General features: G+C 41.2%; 11 protein-coding genes and 3 tRNA genes. 5 read left to right on the plus strand and 9 right to left on the minus strand.

What is annotated here, in order from left to right; genetic code table 11:
- Positions 1-297: 297 nt before the first annotated feature.
- The 3 genes from ACM44_RS11100 to ACM44_RS11110 all read right to left on the minus strand — a co-directional run bounded on the left by ACM44_RS11100 (position 298) and on the right by ACM44_RS11110 (position 591).
- A tRNA-Arg gene (locus tag ACM44_RS11100) sits at positions 298-371 on the minus strand.
- 40 nt (positions 372-411) lie between these two features.
- Positions 412-486: transfer RNA gene (locus ACM44_RS11105), tRNA-Pro, on the minus strand.
- Positions 487-506: 20 nt separating this feature from the next.
- Positions 507-591: transfer RNA gene (locus tag ACM44_RS11110), tRNA-Ser, on the minus strand.
- A gap of 132 nt (positions 592-723) precedes the next feature.
- On the opposite strand from ACM44_RS11110, the gene ACM44_RS11115 reads away from it, so the two are divergent.
- The 5 genes from ACM44_RS11115 to ACM44_RS11135 all read left to right on the plus strand — a co-directional run bounded on the left by ACM44_RS11115 (position 724) and on the right by ACM44_RS11135 (position 9,212).
- Positions 724-1,746 carry an N-acetylmuramoyl-L-alanine amidase gene (locus ACM44_RS11115; protein WP_048500122.1) on the plus strand — a complete coding sequence of 341 codons (1,023 nt, stop codon included), beginning with the start codon at positions 724-726 and terminating at the stop codon, positions 1,744-1,746.
- 127 nt (positions 1,747-1,873) lie between these two features.
- Positions 1,874-3,274: an aspartate ammonia-lyase gene (gene aspA, locus ACM44_RS11120; protein ID WP_048500123.1), complete on the plus strand. Its 1,401-nt coding sequence runs from the start codon at positions 1,874-1,876 to the stop codon at positions 3,272-3,274.
- A 62-nt stretch (positions 3,275-3,336) separates the two neighbouring features.
- Positions 3,337-6,207, plus strand: coding sequence for a M16 family metallopeptidase (locus tag ACM44_RS11125; RefSeq protein ID WP_048500124.1), 2,871 nt, complete (start codon positions 3,337-3,339; stop codon positions 6,205-6,207).
- Between the two features lie 142 nt (positions 6,208-6,349).
- Positions 6,350-7,768 (plus strand): hypothetical protein, encoded by a 1,419-nt coding sequence (locus tag ACM44_RS11130; protein WP_152669344.1) that lies wholly within the window; start codon positions 6,350-6,352, stop codon positions 7,766-7,768.
- 109 nt (positions 7,769-7,877) lie between these two features.
- Positions 7,878-9,212 carry a PDZ domain-containing protein gene (locus tag ACM44_RS11135; RefSeq protein WP_048500126.1) on the plus strand — a complete coding sequence of 445 codons (1,335 nt, stop codon included), beginning with the start codon at positions 7,878-7,880 and terminating at the stop codon, positions 9,210-9,212.
- 99 nt (positions 9,213-9,311) lie between these two features.
- Here the strand turns inward: ACM44_RS11135 and rplI are convergent, their stop codons facing one another.
- From rplI to ACM44_RS11170, 6 genes are all read right to left on the minus strand, one after another.
- Positions 9,312-9,833 carry a 50S ribosomal protein L9 gene (gene rplI / locus ACM44_RS11140; protein WP_048500127.1) on the minus strand — a complete coding sequence of 174 codons (522 nt, stop codon included), beginning with the start codon at positions 9,831-9,833 and terminating at the stop codon, positions 9,312-9,314.
- A gap of 184 nt (positions 9,834-10,017) precedes the next feature.
- A complete protein-coding gene (rpsR, locus tag ACM44_RS11145) occupies positions 10,018-10,320 on the minus strand; it encodes a 30S ribosomal protein S18 (RefSeq protein ID WP_048500128.1) in 303 nt (100 codons plus the stop codon).
- A gap of 27 nt (positions 10,321-10,347) precedes the next feature.
- On the minus strand, positions 10,348-10,689 hold the full coding sequence (gene rpsF / locus ACM44_RS11150; protein ID WP_048500129.1) for a 30S ribosomal protein S6: 342 nt from the start codon (positions 10,687-10,689) through the stop codon (positions 10,348-10,350).
- A 360-nt stretch (positions 10,690-11,049) separates the two neighbouring features.
- Positions 11,050-14,151, minus strand: coding sequence for an efflux RND transporter permease subunit (locus tag ACM44_RS11160; RefSeq protein WP_048500131.1), 3,102 nt, complete (start codon positions 14,149-14,151; stop codon positions 11,050-11,052).
- On the minus strand, positions 14,151-15,260 hold the full coding sequence (locus ACM44_RS11165; protein ID WP_152669345.1) for an efflux RND transporter periplasmic adaptor subunit: 1,110 nt from the start codon (positions 15,258-15,260) through the stop codon (positions 14,151-14,153). The genes ACM44_RS11160 and ACM44_RS11165 overlap by 1 nt, the downstream gene beginning before the upstream one ends.
- Positions 15,261-15,262: 2 nt before the next feature.
- Entirely contained in the window at positions 15,263-16,534 is a 1,272-nt protein-coding gene (locus ACM44_RS11170) for a TolC family protein (protein ID WP_241477176.1), read from the minus strand.
- Positions 16,535-16,605: the final 71 nt, after the last annotated feature.

The raw sequence follows: 16,605 nt of genomic DNA on the forward strand, positions 1-16,605 counted from the left end.
TTTTTCTTCAAAAGAAATATGTAAAACATCATCAATATTACTAATGGCGGTAATATCGAAATGTTCTATCAAAAATTCAGGTAATAAAAGTCGGAGGATTTCGTAGCTACTTAACATCCAGCAAAATTAATGCTTTCCATAGCTTCCCCCAAGTTTTAAAACTGATCCAACCTCAGGTGGTCACAATTACGGTTTGTTTATAAGTTGTACTGCTGAGCTTGAAATTGCAGGATTGATGTTGGATCAGGTAGAAATAAAAAAGACTTTACAAATCTGTAAAGTCTCGATTATCAGTAGTGAGCGCGCCAGGATTCGAACCTGGGACCGTCTGCTTAGAAGGCAGATGCTCTATCCAGCTGAGCTACGCACCCATTAAGGTAAAAAAAAATTCCCGAAGGAATTCCAAAAATGTCGGGGCGGCAGGATTCGAACCTGCGACCTCCTGGTCCCAAACCAGGCGCGATGACCGGACTACGCTACGCCCCGAGTAAATTGTCCAAAGGTTGCGGAGGGTGTGGGATTCGAACCCACGCGACCCTTGCGGGTCGACAGTTTAGCAAACTGCTCCGTTAACCACTCCGGCAACCCTCCTTAGCAATTTTTTTAAGATCTCCTTTTCTGTAATTGCGAGTGCAAATATATAATTGTTTTCCATATTTACCAAAAAATATTACTTAATTTTTTTTGTATTTTTGGATATTGAATCCTAAAAAATCAATGATAATGCGTAATACATTATTTGTCATTGGGTTAAGTGTTTTGCTACTTTCGTGCGGCTCTCAAACGCCGGTGAAAAATAATCAAACAAAACCAACAGCAAACAATATTTCGGTGACCACAAAACCTGCCGTTCCCCCAAAACCAGCAGTAAAGCATGACGGCGGCTACAATTTCTACAGGGTAAATATTGCTGACCCCACGAAAAACGACAACACTATCAGTTATGGCTCTATAGTTTCTGCAAATCCCGCAGGTTATCATGTGGTGAACACTTATTTCCCCGCCGTAGCACAAAACTTTCGGCAAAAATATATTATCCTGCACTACACTGCATTAGATGATGATAAGTCTGTCAAGGTTTTGACCCAGCAGTCGGTGAGTGCCCATTATTTGGTCAATAATTTTAATGATCGTGAAATCTACCAACTTGTTGACGAAAACAAAAGAGCTTATCACGCCGGAATCAGTGCCTGGAGAAATGATAAAATGCTGAACGATACTTCCATCGGAATCGAAATAGTGAATGCAGGTTTTACGACAGATGCTTCCGGACAAAAAATATTTAGAAGCTTTGATGCAGAGCAAATCAAGAAAGTTGCGGCACTGGTGAAAGACATTGCGAACCGCTACATGATTGCACCAACCAACATATTGGGACATTCTGACATTGCGCCAACCAGAAAACAGGATCCCGGTCCCAAATTCCCATGGAAACAGCTTTACGACGAATATCAAATTGGAATGTGGTATGACGAAGCTGCCAAACAAAACTTCCTAGAAACCACGGTAAACAATGATCCGAACTTTGCTGTAAATCTTACCACCCCACAATTTATCTACAAATATCAAGTTGCCTTGCAGAGCTTTGGTTATGACCTAGTGACTTCCGGTTCAATGGATGATGCGACGAAAAAAACGATTGAAGCATTTCAATATCACTTCCGACCGGAAAAAGCAGACGGTGTGATGGACGCAGAAACCTGGGCGATTCTTCAGGCGCTAAACCAAAAATATCCAAGCAAATAATTCATCAGGATTTATTTGGAAAACCAAATTTCGGACGAGGTCGATTCGTCCGATTTTATTATGTTTTTAGACAAAATCAATTTTTAAAATTCATTAAATAACCTTAACTTTTCATCAAATTATTTTTATGGAAAATTTCAGAAATGAGACCGATTTGCTCGGTACGCTCCAGGTCCCCGCAAATGCATATTATGGAGTTCAAACCCAGCGCGCAATTGACAATTTCAAAATATCGGGGCAGAAGCTTTCTTCTTATTCACACTTCATCGCTGCTTTAGGGATGGTGAAGAAAGCTGCCGCGAAAACCAATTACGAATTGGGTTTGCTGGAAGAAAACCTTTACCACAAAATTGCAGAGACCTGTGACGAACTCATTGCCGGAAAATTGCATGACCAGTTCCCAATCGATATGATCCAAGGCGGAGCTGGAACTTCGGTGAATATGAATGCGAATGAAGTCATTGCAAACCGTGTTTTGGAGAAATTAGGAAAAGAAAAAGGCGATTACCAGTTTTGTTCGCCAAACGATCATATCAACCTATCTCAATCCACCAATGACGCTTATCCTACATCCATCAAAATAGCTTTGCTTAATATGAATCTGGAACTGGTGGAAAAACTGAAAAAAATAGTTCTGGCGTTCCGTACAAAAGGAAATGAATTCGCCGGTGTGATCAAAATGGGTAGAACCCAGTTGCAGGATGCAGTTCCGATGACGCTCGGTCAGGAGTTTGAGGCTTTTGCGGAAAACCTTGAGGAAGATATTTCAAAACTGAATGCGAATGCAAACCTTTTCGTGGAAATCAACATGGGCGCAACCGCGATTGGAACAGGATTGAACGCACCTGTAGGATACGCCACATTATGTGCGAAGAACCTTGCGCAGATTTCAGGATTTCCCATTATTTCTGCAAAAAATTTGGTCGAAGCAACACCTGACACGGGTTCTTATGTGATCTATTCTTCCGCGATGAAGCGTTTGGCGGTAAAACTTTCAAAGATCTGTAATGATTTGAGGTTGCTTTCTTCCGGACCTCGCGCCGGACTCTTTGAAATCAATCTGCCACCGATGCAGCCGGGATCTTCCATTATGCCTGGAAAAGTAAATCCGGTAATTCCAGAAGTGGTGAACCAAGTCTGCTATAAAGTGATAGGCAACGATTTGACAGTGACTTTCGCCGCAGAAGCAGGTCAGCTTCAATTGAATGTGATGGAGCCGGTGCTCTCTCACTCCATCATGGAAAGCAATATTTTCCTGGGAAATGCAATCGATACCTTACGGGAGAAATGTGTCAACGGAATCACGGCCAACAAGGAGAACTGCTTAAACATGGTGAAACACAGCATTGGGATTGTCACCGCTTTAAATCCATACATCGGCTACAAAAATTCGACTGCCATTGCAAAAGAAGCTCTGGAAACCGGAAAAAGTGTTTACGATTTAGTGTTGGAAAAAGGAATCTTGTCTCAAGAAAAACTGGATCATATTCTGGATCCGGAAAATATGCTCAAACCTCACCAATTTTAAATTTGAAATCAGAAAGGAGAAAAATGAACGGAATTAATGATTTTCAAAATTGCCCCTAACTTATGGCGAAAGCACAAAAATTTGAAACAATCACCATCACAGATCAATCCGAATATCCCTACGAAACGGTAAGAAACGATAAAAACGGGGTCAGAATTTATACTTTGAAAAACGGTCTAAAAGTATATTTGGCAAAAAACGATGACGCACCCAGAATTCAAACCTATATTCCGGTAAGGACAGGAAGTAATAACGATCCTTCTGATAATACCGGTTTGGCGCATTATCTGGAACATATGATGTTCAAAGGAACTTCAAAATTGGGATCTGCTAATTGGGAGAAAGAAAAGCCGCTTCTGGACCAGATTGCTCAGCTTTACGAAGAACATAAAGCTGAAGTTGATCCCGAAAAGAAAAAGATGATCTACAAAAAGATTGACGAAATATCTCAGGAAGCGAGCAAATTTGCCATCGCAAATGAATATGACAAAGCGATTTCTTCATTGGGTGCAACCGGAACCAACGCACACACCTGGCTAGACGAAACCGTTTACAAGAATAATATTCCAAGCAATGAGCTTGAAAAATGGCTTCAAATAGAAAAAGAGCGGTTTTCGGAATTGACTTTGAGGTTGTTTCATACTGAATTGGAGTCGGTTTACGAGGAATTTAACCGCGCGCAGGACAATGATGCACGTTTGGTGAATTATGAGTTGATGGACGCGCTTTTCCCCAAACATCCGAATGGACAACAAACCACTTTGGGGAAAGGCGAACATCTGAAGAATCCCTCCATGGTCGCGATTCATAAATATTTCGATACGTTCTACGTTCCAAATAACTATGCACTGATTTTGGTGGGGGATTTGGATTTTGATCAGACCATCAAGTTGGTCGATGAATATTTCGGAAAGTTGCCCTACAAAAAACTCCCTGAAAAATTAACGATTTCGGAAGAGCCCATGACCAAAATAGTGGAAAGAACGGTGAAAAGTCCAACCGCTCCTCGGCTGCAGATGGCGTGGAGAAGCAGTTCCTACGGAACCCGAGAGGAGAGGATTGCAAATCTGGTTGCCAATATTTTGTGCAATTCCGGAGAATCGGGATTGATAGACCTCAATATTAACCATAAACAAGTGGCGCTTCATGCAGTGGCCTACAATTCTCCCTTCAAAACTTACGGAAATTTTTCGCTGGTGATTATTCCAAAAAATGGACAATCGCTCGAAGAAGCAAAGGAACTTCTGCTTGAACAAATTGACCTGGTGAAAAAAGGGGCGTTTCCGGATTGGCTGATTCCGGCCATTGTCACCGATTTCAAGATTCAGCGGATGAAGGATTTCGAGACGGCAAATGGATTGGCGACTGCACTTTACAACAATTTTATCGCTGGTCAAAGCTGGGAAGAAGAACTCAATGAAATCAATGAATATGAAAAAATCACCAAGGCAGAAGTGGTCAAATTCGCCAACGATTTTTTCAAGGACAATTATGTTGTCGTACGAAAAGAAAAAGGCACCAATGATAAATTAGTCCGTGTTGAAAATCCTGGGATAACTCCCGTGAAAATCAATCGGGAAGATCAATCGCAGTTCTTGAAGCAAATTTTGGCGGAAAAAACAGCAGACCTTCAACCGGTGTTCATCGATTATTCAAAAGAAATTGAAATCGACAGTGTTTTGAAAAAGAAGGTCAGTTTTGTGGAAAATAAATATAACGATCTTGCTCAGGTTTATTTCATTTTCCCTTTTGGCAGCGATCATGACAAAGAACTTGGTTTGGCAACGCAGGTTCTGCAGTATTTGGGAACCGGGCAACTTTCTGCTGAGGAACTTAAACAGGAATTTTTTAAATTGGGAATTACTAACGATTTCAAAACCGGTCCGGATCAGCTGACCATCTCTTTGGCGGGATTAGAAGAAAATATGGCCAAAGGAATTGAGCTTTTAAGAAATTGGATGCACGATGCCAAACCTGATCAAAAGGTGTACATGAAGTATGTGGACACGATTTTGGAAAGCAGGGAAGTTGCCAAAAAAGACAAGCAGCGGATCATGAACGCACTGTCGAATTTTGCCAAATTTGGCAAAGATTCCAGAATGACAGATGTGGTTTCCAAGGAAAGACTCCAATCCATCCAATCGCAGGAGATGACTCAAAAAATTCAGAGCCTGCTGAAAATGGATTATCAGATTTTCTTTTATGGAAAAGACTTTGCCGGTTTTAAGAATTATGTGAAACCATTTATTCAGGCAGAAACCCTGAAAACTCCCGAAAGAAAAATTTATCCCGAACCGGAGACTTCCGGAAAGGTGTTTTTCACGAATTATGACATGGTTCAAACCGAAATGGCAAAAACCGGAAAAGCATCCAATGTGGATTTGAAAGATTTTGGAAAAATCAATGTTTTCAATGAGTATTTTGGAAGGGGACTTTCCTCCATCGTATTCCAGGAAATCCGTGAGAGCAAGAGTTTGGCTTATTCTGCATATGTTTCCTATGTGGCGAATCCAGAGCTGAACCATCCGGATTATGTAACCACCTATATAGGAACGCAAGCCAACAAACTCGCTGAAGCGGTGAATGCCATGGACGATTTGATGGCGGAGTTTCCACAGATTCCGGCCCAGTTTGAAAATGCAAAAAATGCCGTGCTGAAGCAAATCGCGTCTAGTAGAATTACCAGAACCAATATTTTTTTCAACCAACTTAATCTCAAAAAATTGGGAGTTGATTATGATATTCGAAAAAATATGTACTCCGAAATACAGAAATTGACTTTGGCGGATTTGACCAATTTTTATTACAAAAAAATAAAGCCACTCACTTACAACACTGCGATTATCGGGAAACGTGAAAACCTGGACCAAAATGCGATGTCACAAATGGGAATGGTATATGAAATGACTTTGGAGGATATTTTTGGGTACTAAATGGGGGTCAAGATTGTAAAAAAAGTGGAGCCGAGGTTTCACTTTTTTTATTTTTATGGATTCTAAAATATTTCTGTACTAAATTTGTTATTGTAGAACCAGTGTAATTTAATCTAAATAGTTGAAAAAGAGTATTTTTTTTGTGGTCACACTCTTTTTTTGCGGCCATGTTTTGGGACAGGATTCTTACCTTTTCGGCAATGATCTCTACAGCGGGATCAATGCCGCCGGGATTTCGCCGACGCATATTTTCCTCAACCCGAATCCTTGGGAAGTAAACTTGCTTGCCGAAGATGTATTTGTACAGAATGATTATGGCTATATTTCCAGCCAGCATATTTTGGGTTTGCCAGGATCCACCATCAAGACGGCGAGTATCCCAAAAAATGTCACCGGGACAAACACGCCGAATGTTTTTGACTATTACAACAAAGATTTCTCCACCTACCATTTTAGTTCAGACCTTTATGGCCCATCTTTTAGTATTAGAACTAACATAAAAGATAGAAAGTACGCCTTTGGTTTTTTTTCCAGATTGAGAACGCAGAGTTCCACGATTAATGCGGATAATTATATAAGGTTTGACAATCAGGGGATTCTGGAACCGGAAAAATATGAGATGCAGCCCTTGAAACTGAGTTTCATGAATTGGGCAGAATTAGGTTTCAATTTTGCCACCAAGATTTTCCCATACGCAGATAAACACTGGATTATAGGTGGAAATATAAAATATGAAAACGGATTGGATGGTGTCTTGATTTCCGAAAAGTCGCTCGAGTTGCGAAGGACTACGGCGACGGACTCTTCGGGGATTGGGAAGAAGATTATTTCGGCTCATGATTTTGACATCGATGCAAGTTATGCCACCAATTATAATTTCAGTACCAAACGTTACGAACCCAAAAGAGCAGGAACCGGTTTCGGAATTGACTTTGGATTGACCATGCTCGACCAGGATGATGATGCTGACGAATATGACACCAAACTGAGTTTTAATATCCTTGATTTTGGTTATGTTAATTTCACAGGCGAGAACCACAATTTCACGGGATCCGCCATTCAGCTTACGGATAACCCGGCGTTTGAAAATAAAAAGTTCGACGATCCACAGAAAATTCTTCAAACCTTGAGCGATGAGGTTTATGGAGATCCCCATCAGTCTTTGCGCGGAACCGAATTCAAAATCGGCTTGCCTACGAGCATTCACGTGAATTTCAGCAAAAATGTGGGAACTAACAAGTTTGTTAATGCCAACTGGATTCAGCGGGTTCCCGTTTTCGAAAACTCTTTAAGGCGGAGTAATATCTTCAATATTTCCTACACCGTGCAAAAACCGGTGATTGGCTATGGAATTTCTTCGTCGCTTTATGAATACCGCGATGTGCAGTTTGGTGGCTATTTCCGGGTGGGACCTTTGATTCTGGGAAGTGAAAACTTACTTCCGATGCTGTTTAGTCAAAAGAAACTGCATTCGGCGGATTTTTATTTTGCCCTAAAACTGTATCCTTTCTGGGACAATGAAATGAAGCGGCACCGAAGACGGAAATGCAACTGCGATTGATTTATCTGTTGTTGAAATCTTCTTTAAAGGATTGAAGAAGAGCGAAAAAATTCAAGGTGGGGCATAAAAACAAAGCTTTCTTTTGAGCAAAATATTGTAACTTCATGGAATGAAATTTTTGAAGATACTTTTGGTTTTCATTTTCGCCATTTCTTTTGGACAGGAAGGTTTTCGGGTTTCCAGCGGGAAGAAAACGGTTATTCCATTTCAGTTTATCAACAATCTGGTTTTTATTCCTTTGAATATCAATGGGGTAGATCTGACGTTTTTGCTGGATTCTGGGGTCAATGAGACCATCCTGTTCAGTCTGGAAAACAAAGATGTGAATTTTAATGATATAGAAAAGATAAAATTTTCCGGACTGGGTGAAACCAAGACTATTGAAGGTTTAAAGTCTGAAAATAATCTAGTCACCATCGGCAAAAACTTTAAAGATTCCAAGCATACTGTTTTCATTATCGTGGATCAGGACATTAATTTTTCGGCACATATAGGAATTCCGGTCAATGGAATCATAGGTTTCGAATTCTTCCAAAATCACCCGGTGCAGATTGATTTTAACACGAAGAAAATTACGGTTTTCAATGATGAAAAGACCTTTCAGCAAAAAAGTAAAAAGTTCGAGGAATTCCCCATTACGATTGAAGGAAATAAACCCTATATCACCGTGGGAGTGGAAATGGTGGACAAAAAGGTGGACTCCAAAATGCTGATCGATCTTGGAAACAGCGATGCAGTGTGGCTTTTCCCGAAATTAATAGATCAATTCGTTTACAACCGACCCAATATTGAGGATTATTTGGGACAGGGATTTAATGGGGATATCTATGGAAAACGCAGCAGGATCCATCGCCTGTATCTTCGTGATTTCGTCTTCGAAAAACCACTGACTGCAATGCCCGATGAATATTCCATCCAAAATCTCCGGTTGGTTCCCGATCGGAAAGGTTCTGTGGGAAGTGAGATTTTGAGGCGATTTTCGGTGATTTTTGATTATCCCGATAAGAAGATCTTTCTGAGGAAAAACAACCATTACAAAGACCCATTTCTTTTTAACAAGAGCGGACTGGATATACAACACGACGGAATGACCTGGGAAAGAGATTTGGTGAGGATTGAACCCAAAAGGAGCAACCGCGAAAGTGAAGGCATCAATGTGCCCTTCACGCCGGATCAGTTTCAGTACAATTTTGTTTTGGTGCCGAAATATTCCATTGCAGGGTGCCGAAAAGATTCACCATGCAGCGATTCCGGATTTAAAAAAGGTGATAAGATCATCAGTATTAATGGCCGAAAAGTCGGTTCTTTCAATTTGGAGAAAATTTACGATATCCTGAAGGGTGAAGATGGAACTGCCGTTAATTTTGAGTTGAATAGAGATGGAGTGCCCCTGAAACTTAAAATCATCCTGAAAGATCCCATTCCATACGGAGAAGGGAATTGAGGGAATTATGCTTTGAGGGTGCAGATATCGGAAACAAGAAATCCCGCAAAATAATCTGCGGGATTTTTATATGGGTTTTCCTTCGTGGAATAATAAATCTTAAGCTTCTTCTGAAGTTTCTGTAGCCTCCACTTTTTTAGGAGCCGGAGCAGCTTTTGGAGCCACTTCCACCGGAGCGTCAGAAATTACGTCGAATTCGTAAGTATGTTCCACATTTCTGTGAAGTCTGATCAATGCAGAGAATTTACCAGTTCTCTTGATGGTGCTTCCTGGAATTTTGATGTATTTTTTATCCACTTCTACACCTGCTTTTGCCAATTCTTCAGAAAGGTTTGCATTGTTGATAGATCCGAAAAGTTTGTCACCGCTACCTACTTTTGCTTCGATGGTGATTACAGTTTTCTTCAATTGGTCCACGATTGCGTTTGCAGCAGCGATCAATTTAGCTTCCTCCTCTTTTCTTGCTTCTAAAGTAGCTTCCAAAGCGGCTTTGTTTTTTGGGGTTGCCAAAACTGCCAAACCTTGTGGCAAAAGGAAGTTTCTTGCGTAACCTGGTTTTACACTTACTGTATCGAACTCAAGTCCTAAGTTTTCTACGTCTTTTTTTAGAATAATGTCCATTGTTGTTGTCCGTTTTTTTGTTTTAGAGAAAAGTAGAAAGAAAAAAGAGAATAGACGAATGAGGTCTTCATCGAAGTTTCTCTGCTTTTATCCAAAAATCGTTAGAATTAATTATTTATTCAGCAACTTAAAAAAAGAGAACTCGCCAAAAGGTTGATTCTCTTTTCTCTTGTTTCTTAAAGTCTTATTTCAAAAGATCCGCTACATACGGCATCAAAGCCAAATGTCTTGCTCTTTTGATGGCAGAGGAAACTTTTCTTTGGTATTTCAAAGAAGTTCCAGTGTATCTTCTTGGAAGGATTTTTCCCTGCTCGTTCACGAACTGAAGAAGGAAGTCTGCATCCTTATAATCTACATGCTTGATTCCGAATTTTTTGAATCGGCAGTATTTTTTTTCTGATTTTGTATTGATGTCAAGCGGAGTAAGGAATTTTACTTCAGATTCTCCTCCAGCTGAGGCTTGTTTAGCCATATCGTCGATTGCCATATCTCTAGATTTTTTTAAGGGTTAAAATTAAGCTTTTGCAGTTTTTGCCTTTGATCTTCTGGTGATCGCATATTCTACTGCGTGTTTGTCTAATTTGGTAGTCAGATATCTGATTACTCGCTCATCACGTTTGTAGGCAAGTTCCAAATCTGCAACCACTGTTCCTTCACCTTTGAATTCGATCAAAGTGTAAAATCCGTTCTTTTTCAATTGAATCGGATAAGCCAATTTTTTCAGTCCCCAATTTTCTTTGGCAACGATTTCGCATCCGTTTGAAGTCAACAGGTCTTCAAACTTTTTTACTGCTTCCTCCACCTGTGCGTCAGATAGAACGGGAGTTAAAATGAAAACAGTTTCGTAATTGTTCATAATGTTAAATGAATTTGTTAATTATTTCGAGGTGCAAAAGTAACCATATTTTATGAAACCCACAAGGTTTCAATGCAATAATTAAGTGGAAGCAGATTTAAAAGCCCAAAAAAGAGGGAGTGCTTGTTTTTTTTTAGCTGCAATTTTTTTAGGATTTGCCTCCCATCTTTTTTTGAGGTCACATAAGATGTTTCGTTCATTTTCACCTGGCTGAGTAAGGTGTTGCCTGCACACCTGTAAGTTGCTGTATGAGGTTGCCTTATTTGTTTTCCTGTGATGGGAATGGTCTTTCGCGCGGGCTCTATCATTGAGGTTCCAATTAGTTTTATTCAATGAAATTTTTATTTTTGAGTGCGTATTCTAAGATTCCCGTGGTTTCAAAGGCTTGCGGTAGGAGTAATAAAATATCAATGGCAAAATGGTAAATGATAAAAGCATACAGATGAGCAATCCGCCCACAATCATAATCGCCAAAGGTTTTTGGATTTCGGAACCCATTCCATGGGATATTGCTGCAGGGAACAGCCCCATAGAGCCCATCAGGGCAATCATCACCACTGGGCGGATTCTGCTTTTCACCCCATCGGAAATTGCTTCTTTTAGCGGCATTCTTTGGAGGAGGTTTTCTTTCATTACACCGATTAGGACGATTCCGTCAATGGTGGCAACCCCGAATAGGATGATGAATCCGATTCCGGCCGAGATTCCGAAGATGGTTCCCGTGGTCCAGAGCGATATAAATCCTCCAATAAAGGCAAATGCTAACGTTATCGAGGAGATGAGGGTGTCTTTTATATTGCCAAAATTAAAATACAGAAGCATCATGATTAAAACCAGGGATATGGGAACAACCATGGCGAGTTGCTTGGCTGCGCGCTCCTTGCTTTCAAATTCTCCTGCCCAGAGCATTTTGTGGTTTTTAGGGAGCTGAACTTCTTTGGCTACTTTAGCTTTGGCCTCGGCTATTGTACTTCCTAAGTCCCTGCCTTCGATATTGAATCCCACCCCTATATATCGGCTGTTCCCTTCGCGATAAATAAAGGAAGGACCTGTGTGGTAATCGATCGTAGCGATTTCCTTTAAAGGAACTTTTTTATGGTCATGCGTGGGGATCAGGATGTCGCCAATTTTTTCTGGGGTGTCCCGATATTGTTTTTCATATCGAAGCATCACGTCAAACATTCTTTCATTTTCATAAAATTTGGTTGCGGCCTGCCCGCCGATAGTCATTTCGATTACCGCTTGTGCATCGGCGGTGGAGACTCCGTATTTTGCCATTTGGGAGTCGTGAAGCTGAATTCTCAATTCCGGTAATCCGATGTTTTTAAAAACATTGATGTCGGTAATTCCTTTAACACTTCGGATTGAATTGGCGACTTGTTTGGCGTAATCTTCCAGCTGAAATAGATCGTTGCCAAAGATTTTAATCACCAAAGGTGCCTTTACACCGGCCACATATTCCTCCACATTATCCTGGATGGGTTGGCTGAAGCCGAAATTAACTCCCGGGAAGCGCTCAAGGTCTTTTCGGATTTCCTCCAAAAGCTCGTCTTTGGAGATTTTTTTCTTCCATTTGTCTTCCGGTTTCAATTGCATGTTTATTTCAATGTTGAAAAATCCTGTCGGATCCGTTCCGTCATTGGGGCGACCGGTTTGGGTCATCACGAATTGCACTTCTTCATATTTACTCAATATTTGCTTCATTTCCTTTGTTAGCCTCACGGATTCTTCTAAGTTCACGCTGTTGGGCAATGTGGCTCTAATGTAGATGGCGCCTTCATTGAGTTTCGGCAAGAACTCGGATCCGTAATTTGAAAACCTCCAGCCACACAAGGCCAACAAAGCTAAGAAGCCAACCATAAAGGCTTTTTTGTAGCGCATGCTCACCTGGTAAAGTTTGAAAATGTTTTGTCGGAAAAATCTGGAGATGAAATTTTCTTTTTCAACGATGTCTTTCGTTAACAGCAGCTTGCACATTGCCGGCACGTAAGTTAGGCTCAATATCAATGATCCCAATAAAGCATAACCAAGGGTGAAGGCTAAAGGTGAGAACATCTTGCCCTCCACTTTTTGGAATGAAAAGATGGGCATTAACGCAACAATAAGAATAAGTAACGCGAAGAAAATGTAGCTGGCAACGCTTCCTGCGCTTTTCTTGATAATGCCGAGTTTTGACATTTTATTGAATCGCCGCAAACCAACCTGTCTGGCCTTGAGTTCTAAAGCTACAAAGACGTGTTCTACGATGACCAGGGTCCCTTCCAGCAATAATCCAAAATCGAGTGCGCCCATTGAGATGAGGTTGGCCGGCAAACCTTGGATTTTTAACATGATAATGGCAAACAGAAACGCCAATGGAATCACCGACGCTACAATAAAGGTTGTGCGCCAATTGTATAAGAAAACAAATACAATAATAGAAACCAGGATAATGCCTTCCACCAGGTTTTTGGACACGGTATGGATGGTGGTGTTCACCAGTTCGGTGCGGTCAATAATTGGCACTATTTCTACGTCGCCCGGTAATTCGCCGCCATTCAGCTCGGCAATCCTTTCCTTCAGCTTTGCAATCACGGCACTTGGGTTTTCGCCTCGAAGCATAATAATGATGCCTTGCGCCACATCGTCTTGGCTGTTGTAGCCTACTTGCCCCAGTCTGGGTTTTGCGGAGATTTTGACCTCGGCAACGTGCTTTACCAGTATAGGTGTAGATCCTTTCACTTCGATCTGGATGTTTTCGATATCTGCCTTGCTTTCTAAAAGGCCTATGCCGCGAACGACATAAGCTTGGTCCCCTTTGGAAACCACATCTCCGCCCACATTGATATTGCTTTTAGAAACCGCCTCAAAAACATCTAAAGGCGAAAGGTCATAATTGTGAAGTTCGGTAGGGTTGATTTTGATTTCGTAGGTTTTCTCCTCTCCGCCGAAACTCACAATATCCGCCACGCCGGGAACCGCAAGCAGCTCCCGCTCGATCACCCAGTCTTGGATGGCGGTGACTTCTTTAATAGGGAGTTTACTTTTGATGATATAGCGGTAGATCTCGCCCGTCGCACCAGAAGGGGGTTCTATCTCGAAATCGGCACCGCTGGGAAGCTCCACATTTCCCATTCGGTTAGAAGCATACTGTTGCGCATAAAAATCATCAATATGATCATCAAAGGTGACCGTTACTACTGAGAGTCCAAATAACGAGATTGATCTTACCGACGTTTTGTTCGGGATCGTATTCATTTCTTTGGAAATGGGAAGGGTGATGAATTTTTCGATTTCTTCCGCGCTTCTTCCCGGCCATTGGGTGATGATCCTCGCTCTGGTATTGGTCACATCCGGAAAGGCTTCAATGGCTGTGTGGAAATAAGCATAGATGCCGCCTGCCAATAATAAAGCGGTTGTGAAAAGGACAATCAGAGAATTTCTTAATGAAAAAGAAACGATGTTCTGCACAAATTTTCGCATTACTTCTTATTTTGGGTAATGTTAGACTTTAGGTTTTCGTAGATTAATAAGGCGTTGGTCGAAATTATCTTTTCGCCTGCCTTAATGTCGCCTTCAATGTAACTGGTGTTGTTATTGGTGCTTATTTCGTTTACCATTCGGATTTGCATATCGCAATCGTTTTTGTAAACAATGACATAATTCTGATTATTATCAAAAATTAGAGACTTTGTGGGAACCGCGATTGCCAATAGGTCTTTAGTTTTAATAGGCAGTTCGATGTCGGCAGACATTCCGGGGCGAAGCTTCATGTTGTTATTATCCATGATGATTTTCGCTTTCAGTACGCGTTCATTTTCATTAAAGACTTGGGAAACCGCGTTGATCCTTCCGCTGAAGCGTTCGTCGGGATAGGCCAGGGTTTTTACGGCGGCGGGTTGGTTAACATAGATATGGCGCATGTTTGTTGCATAAACGTTGGCCATTACCCAGACTTTGTCGAGGTTGGAAACCACAAATAATTGTTCGCCACCCGCAGCAACAGGCATCCCCTTGGAAATGTTTTTTTCGATGACATAACCACTTGCGGGTGCTTTTATTTGGATCGTGGATTGTCCTGCGGAATACACCTGCATGTTTTTTCTTGTTTTAGAAATGTTGGATTGTAGAATATTGACTTCTGCTCTGGCCTCTTCCAAATCTTTTTGAGAGGCAATATCGTCTTTGTACATGGACTGCACGGCTGACAGTTTCCTTTTTGCAACCGCCAATTGCGCTTGCAGGGTCTGCGAGTCGTCTTGCATTTCATTTACTGATGCGCTTTTTACCGTGGCCAAAATTTGTCCTTGTTTAACATAATCTCCTAAAGAGAAAAAGGTATCCGCCACAACGCCGTCCACCATGCTTACATAAGGCACTGTTTTATCGGAATTGCTTTCTACTTCACCCGTTAAGGTGATGCTTTCTTCGATAGGCTGCATGCTAACTGCCGTGATTCGGGTATCTTTCTTTAAGTCCTGGGAAATGCAGTATTTTTTTGTTTCCAGTCCTTCGTTTTTATTTCCAGGTGAACAACTGAGGAGTAAACTTGCAGCCAAATAGCTTGTGCAGATGATGTATTTTGTCTTCATAATTATAAATCTTGCCCTACAGCGTATTGTAGATTTTCAAAGTATTGATTGAGTTCTTTCTTGGTATCTAAAATGATGAGTTTATTGTCGATATAAGTTTCTAAAAAATCCATATACTCTAACATGCTGATGTTGCGCAGTCTAAAGTTTTTTTCATGGCTCACTAGCAACTTGTCCAGGCTTTCTTCATAATCTGCATCGATGTCCTCAAAAATCTTTTGCGTTCTTTGGTAATTCCTAATCGCCGACGTGATCTCGTTTTCGGCTTTTAGTTTGTTTTTGCGGGTTTCGATACCGCTCTTTTCAATCTCGATTCTGGCTTCCTGAATGTTTCCTTTGTTGCGGTCAAAGATTGGTAGGTCCATCGCGATCCCCACGCCGATAAAGTCTTTCATGATATTTCCGCCGCGGTCATAGTTGATGGAGAAAGTGAGATCGGGGATTTTTAGCGCCTGTTGTATTTCCAAGTTTTTTTGGGCGTGCTTTTCTTGGTTCAGGGCGATCAGAATGTCTGGGCGGTTTTCTTTCGCCAACTGAGTCCAGCGCACCAGATTCGATTCAGAAATGTCTTTTTGTGGAACCTCCAAATCGTCCACGAAATAAACATGGCGGTCCGCAGGCAGGATTAAAAAGGCTTTAATCTCGGTTTGTAATTCCTCTAAATCTTGGTGCAGGGCGACCAGTTTTTTCTTAAAGTCCAGTTCTTGTGCTTTTAACCGAATATATTCCGCTTTGCTGATGTTACCTTCGCTCAGCTGATTTTGGTAAGATTTTGTGAGCTTTACGATGGACTCGATTTGGTTTTTGTAAATTAATTGTTGCTTTTGGTTGTAGATGATTTCGGTAATCACATGGCGCAAATCTTTTTTGAGCTCTCGGAGGACCTCCTGCAATTCGAATTCCTCACCATGAACTTCTATCTGCTGAAGTTCGATGTTTTTTCTGCGCTTTCCGGCGGTCTGGATTACTTGGTCGATTTGTGCCGCAATTTGCGAGGTCTTGCCCCAGTCTCCGATGATGCCGGGAAGCTCGTCCACTTCATAGGTCCGCCAAAGATTTATTTCGCTAAGGCTTAAAGTAGGGTTGGGCCAATGTTTTGCTTGCAGAACACGTGCCCGTGCCTGAGAGATATTTAATTTTTGCGTGATGAGGTCAAAGTTTTTGGAAAGAAATATGCTTTCCGCTTCTTTTCGGGACATTTTTAAACTGTCGCTTTGTGCCGACAGATTCGTGATGCCGAAAACGAAAATTAATGATGAGGCCAGCTTTTTCAATGTCTTAATTTTTTAAGACCACAAAGCTATCCTGTTAAGTTTAAAATCAACTTTAAGCCTAATTAGAATGA

The organism is Chryseobacterium koreense CCUG 49689, from assembly GCF_001045435.1.
Classification (GTDB): Bacteria; Bacteroidota; Bacteroidia; order Flavobacteriales; family Weeksellaceae; genus Kaistella; species Kaistella koreensis.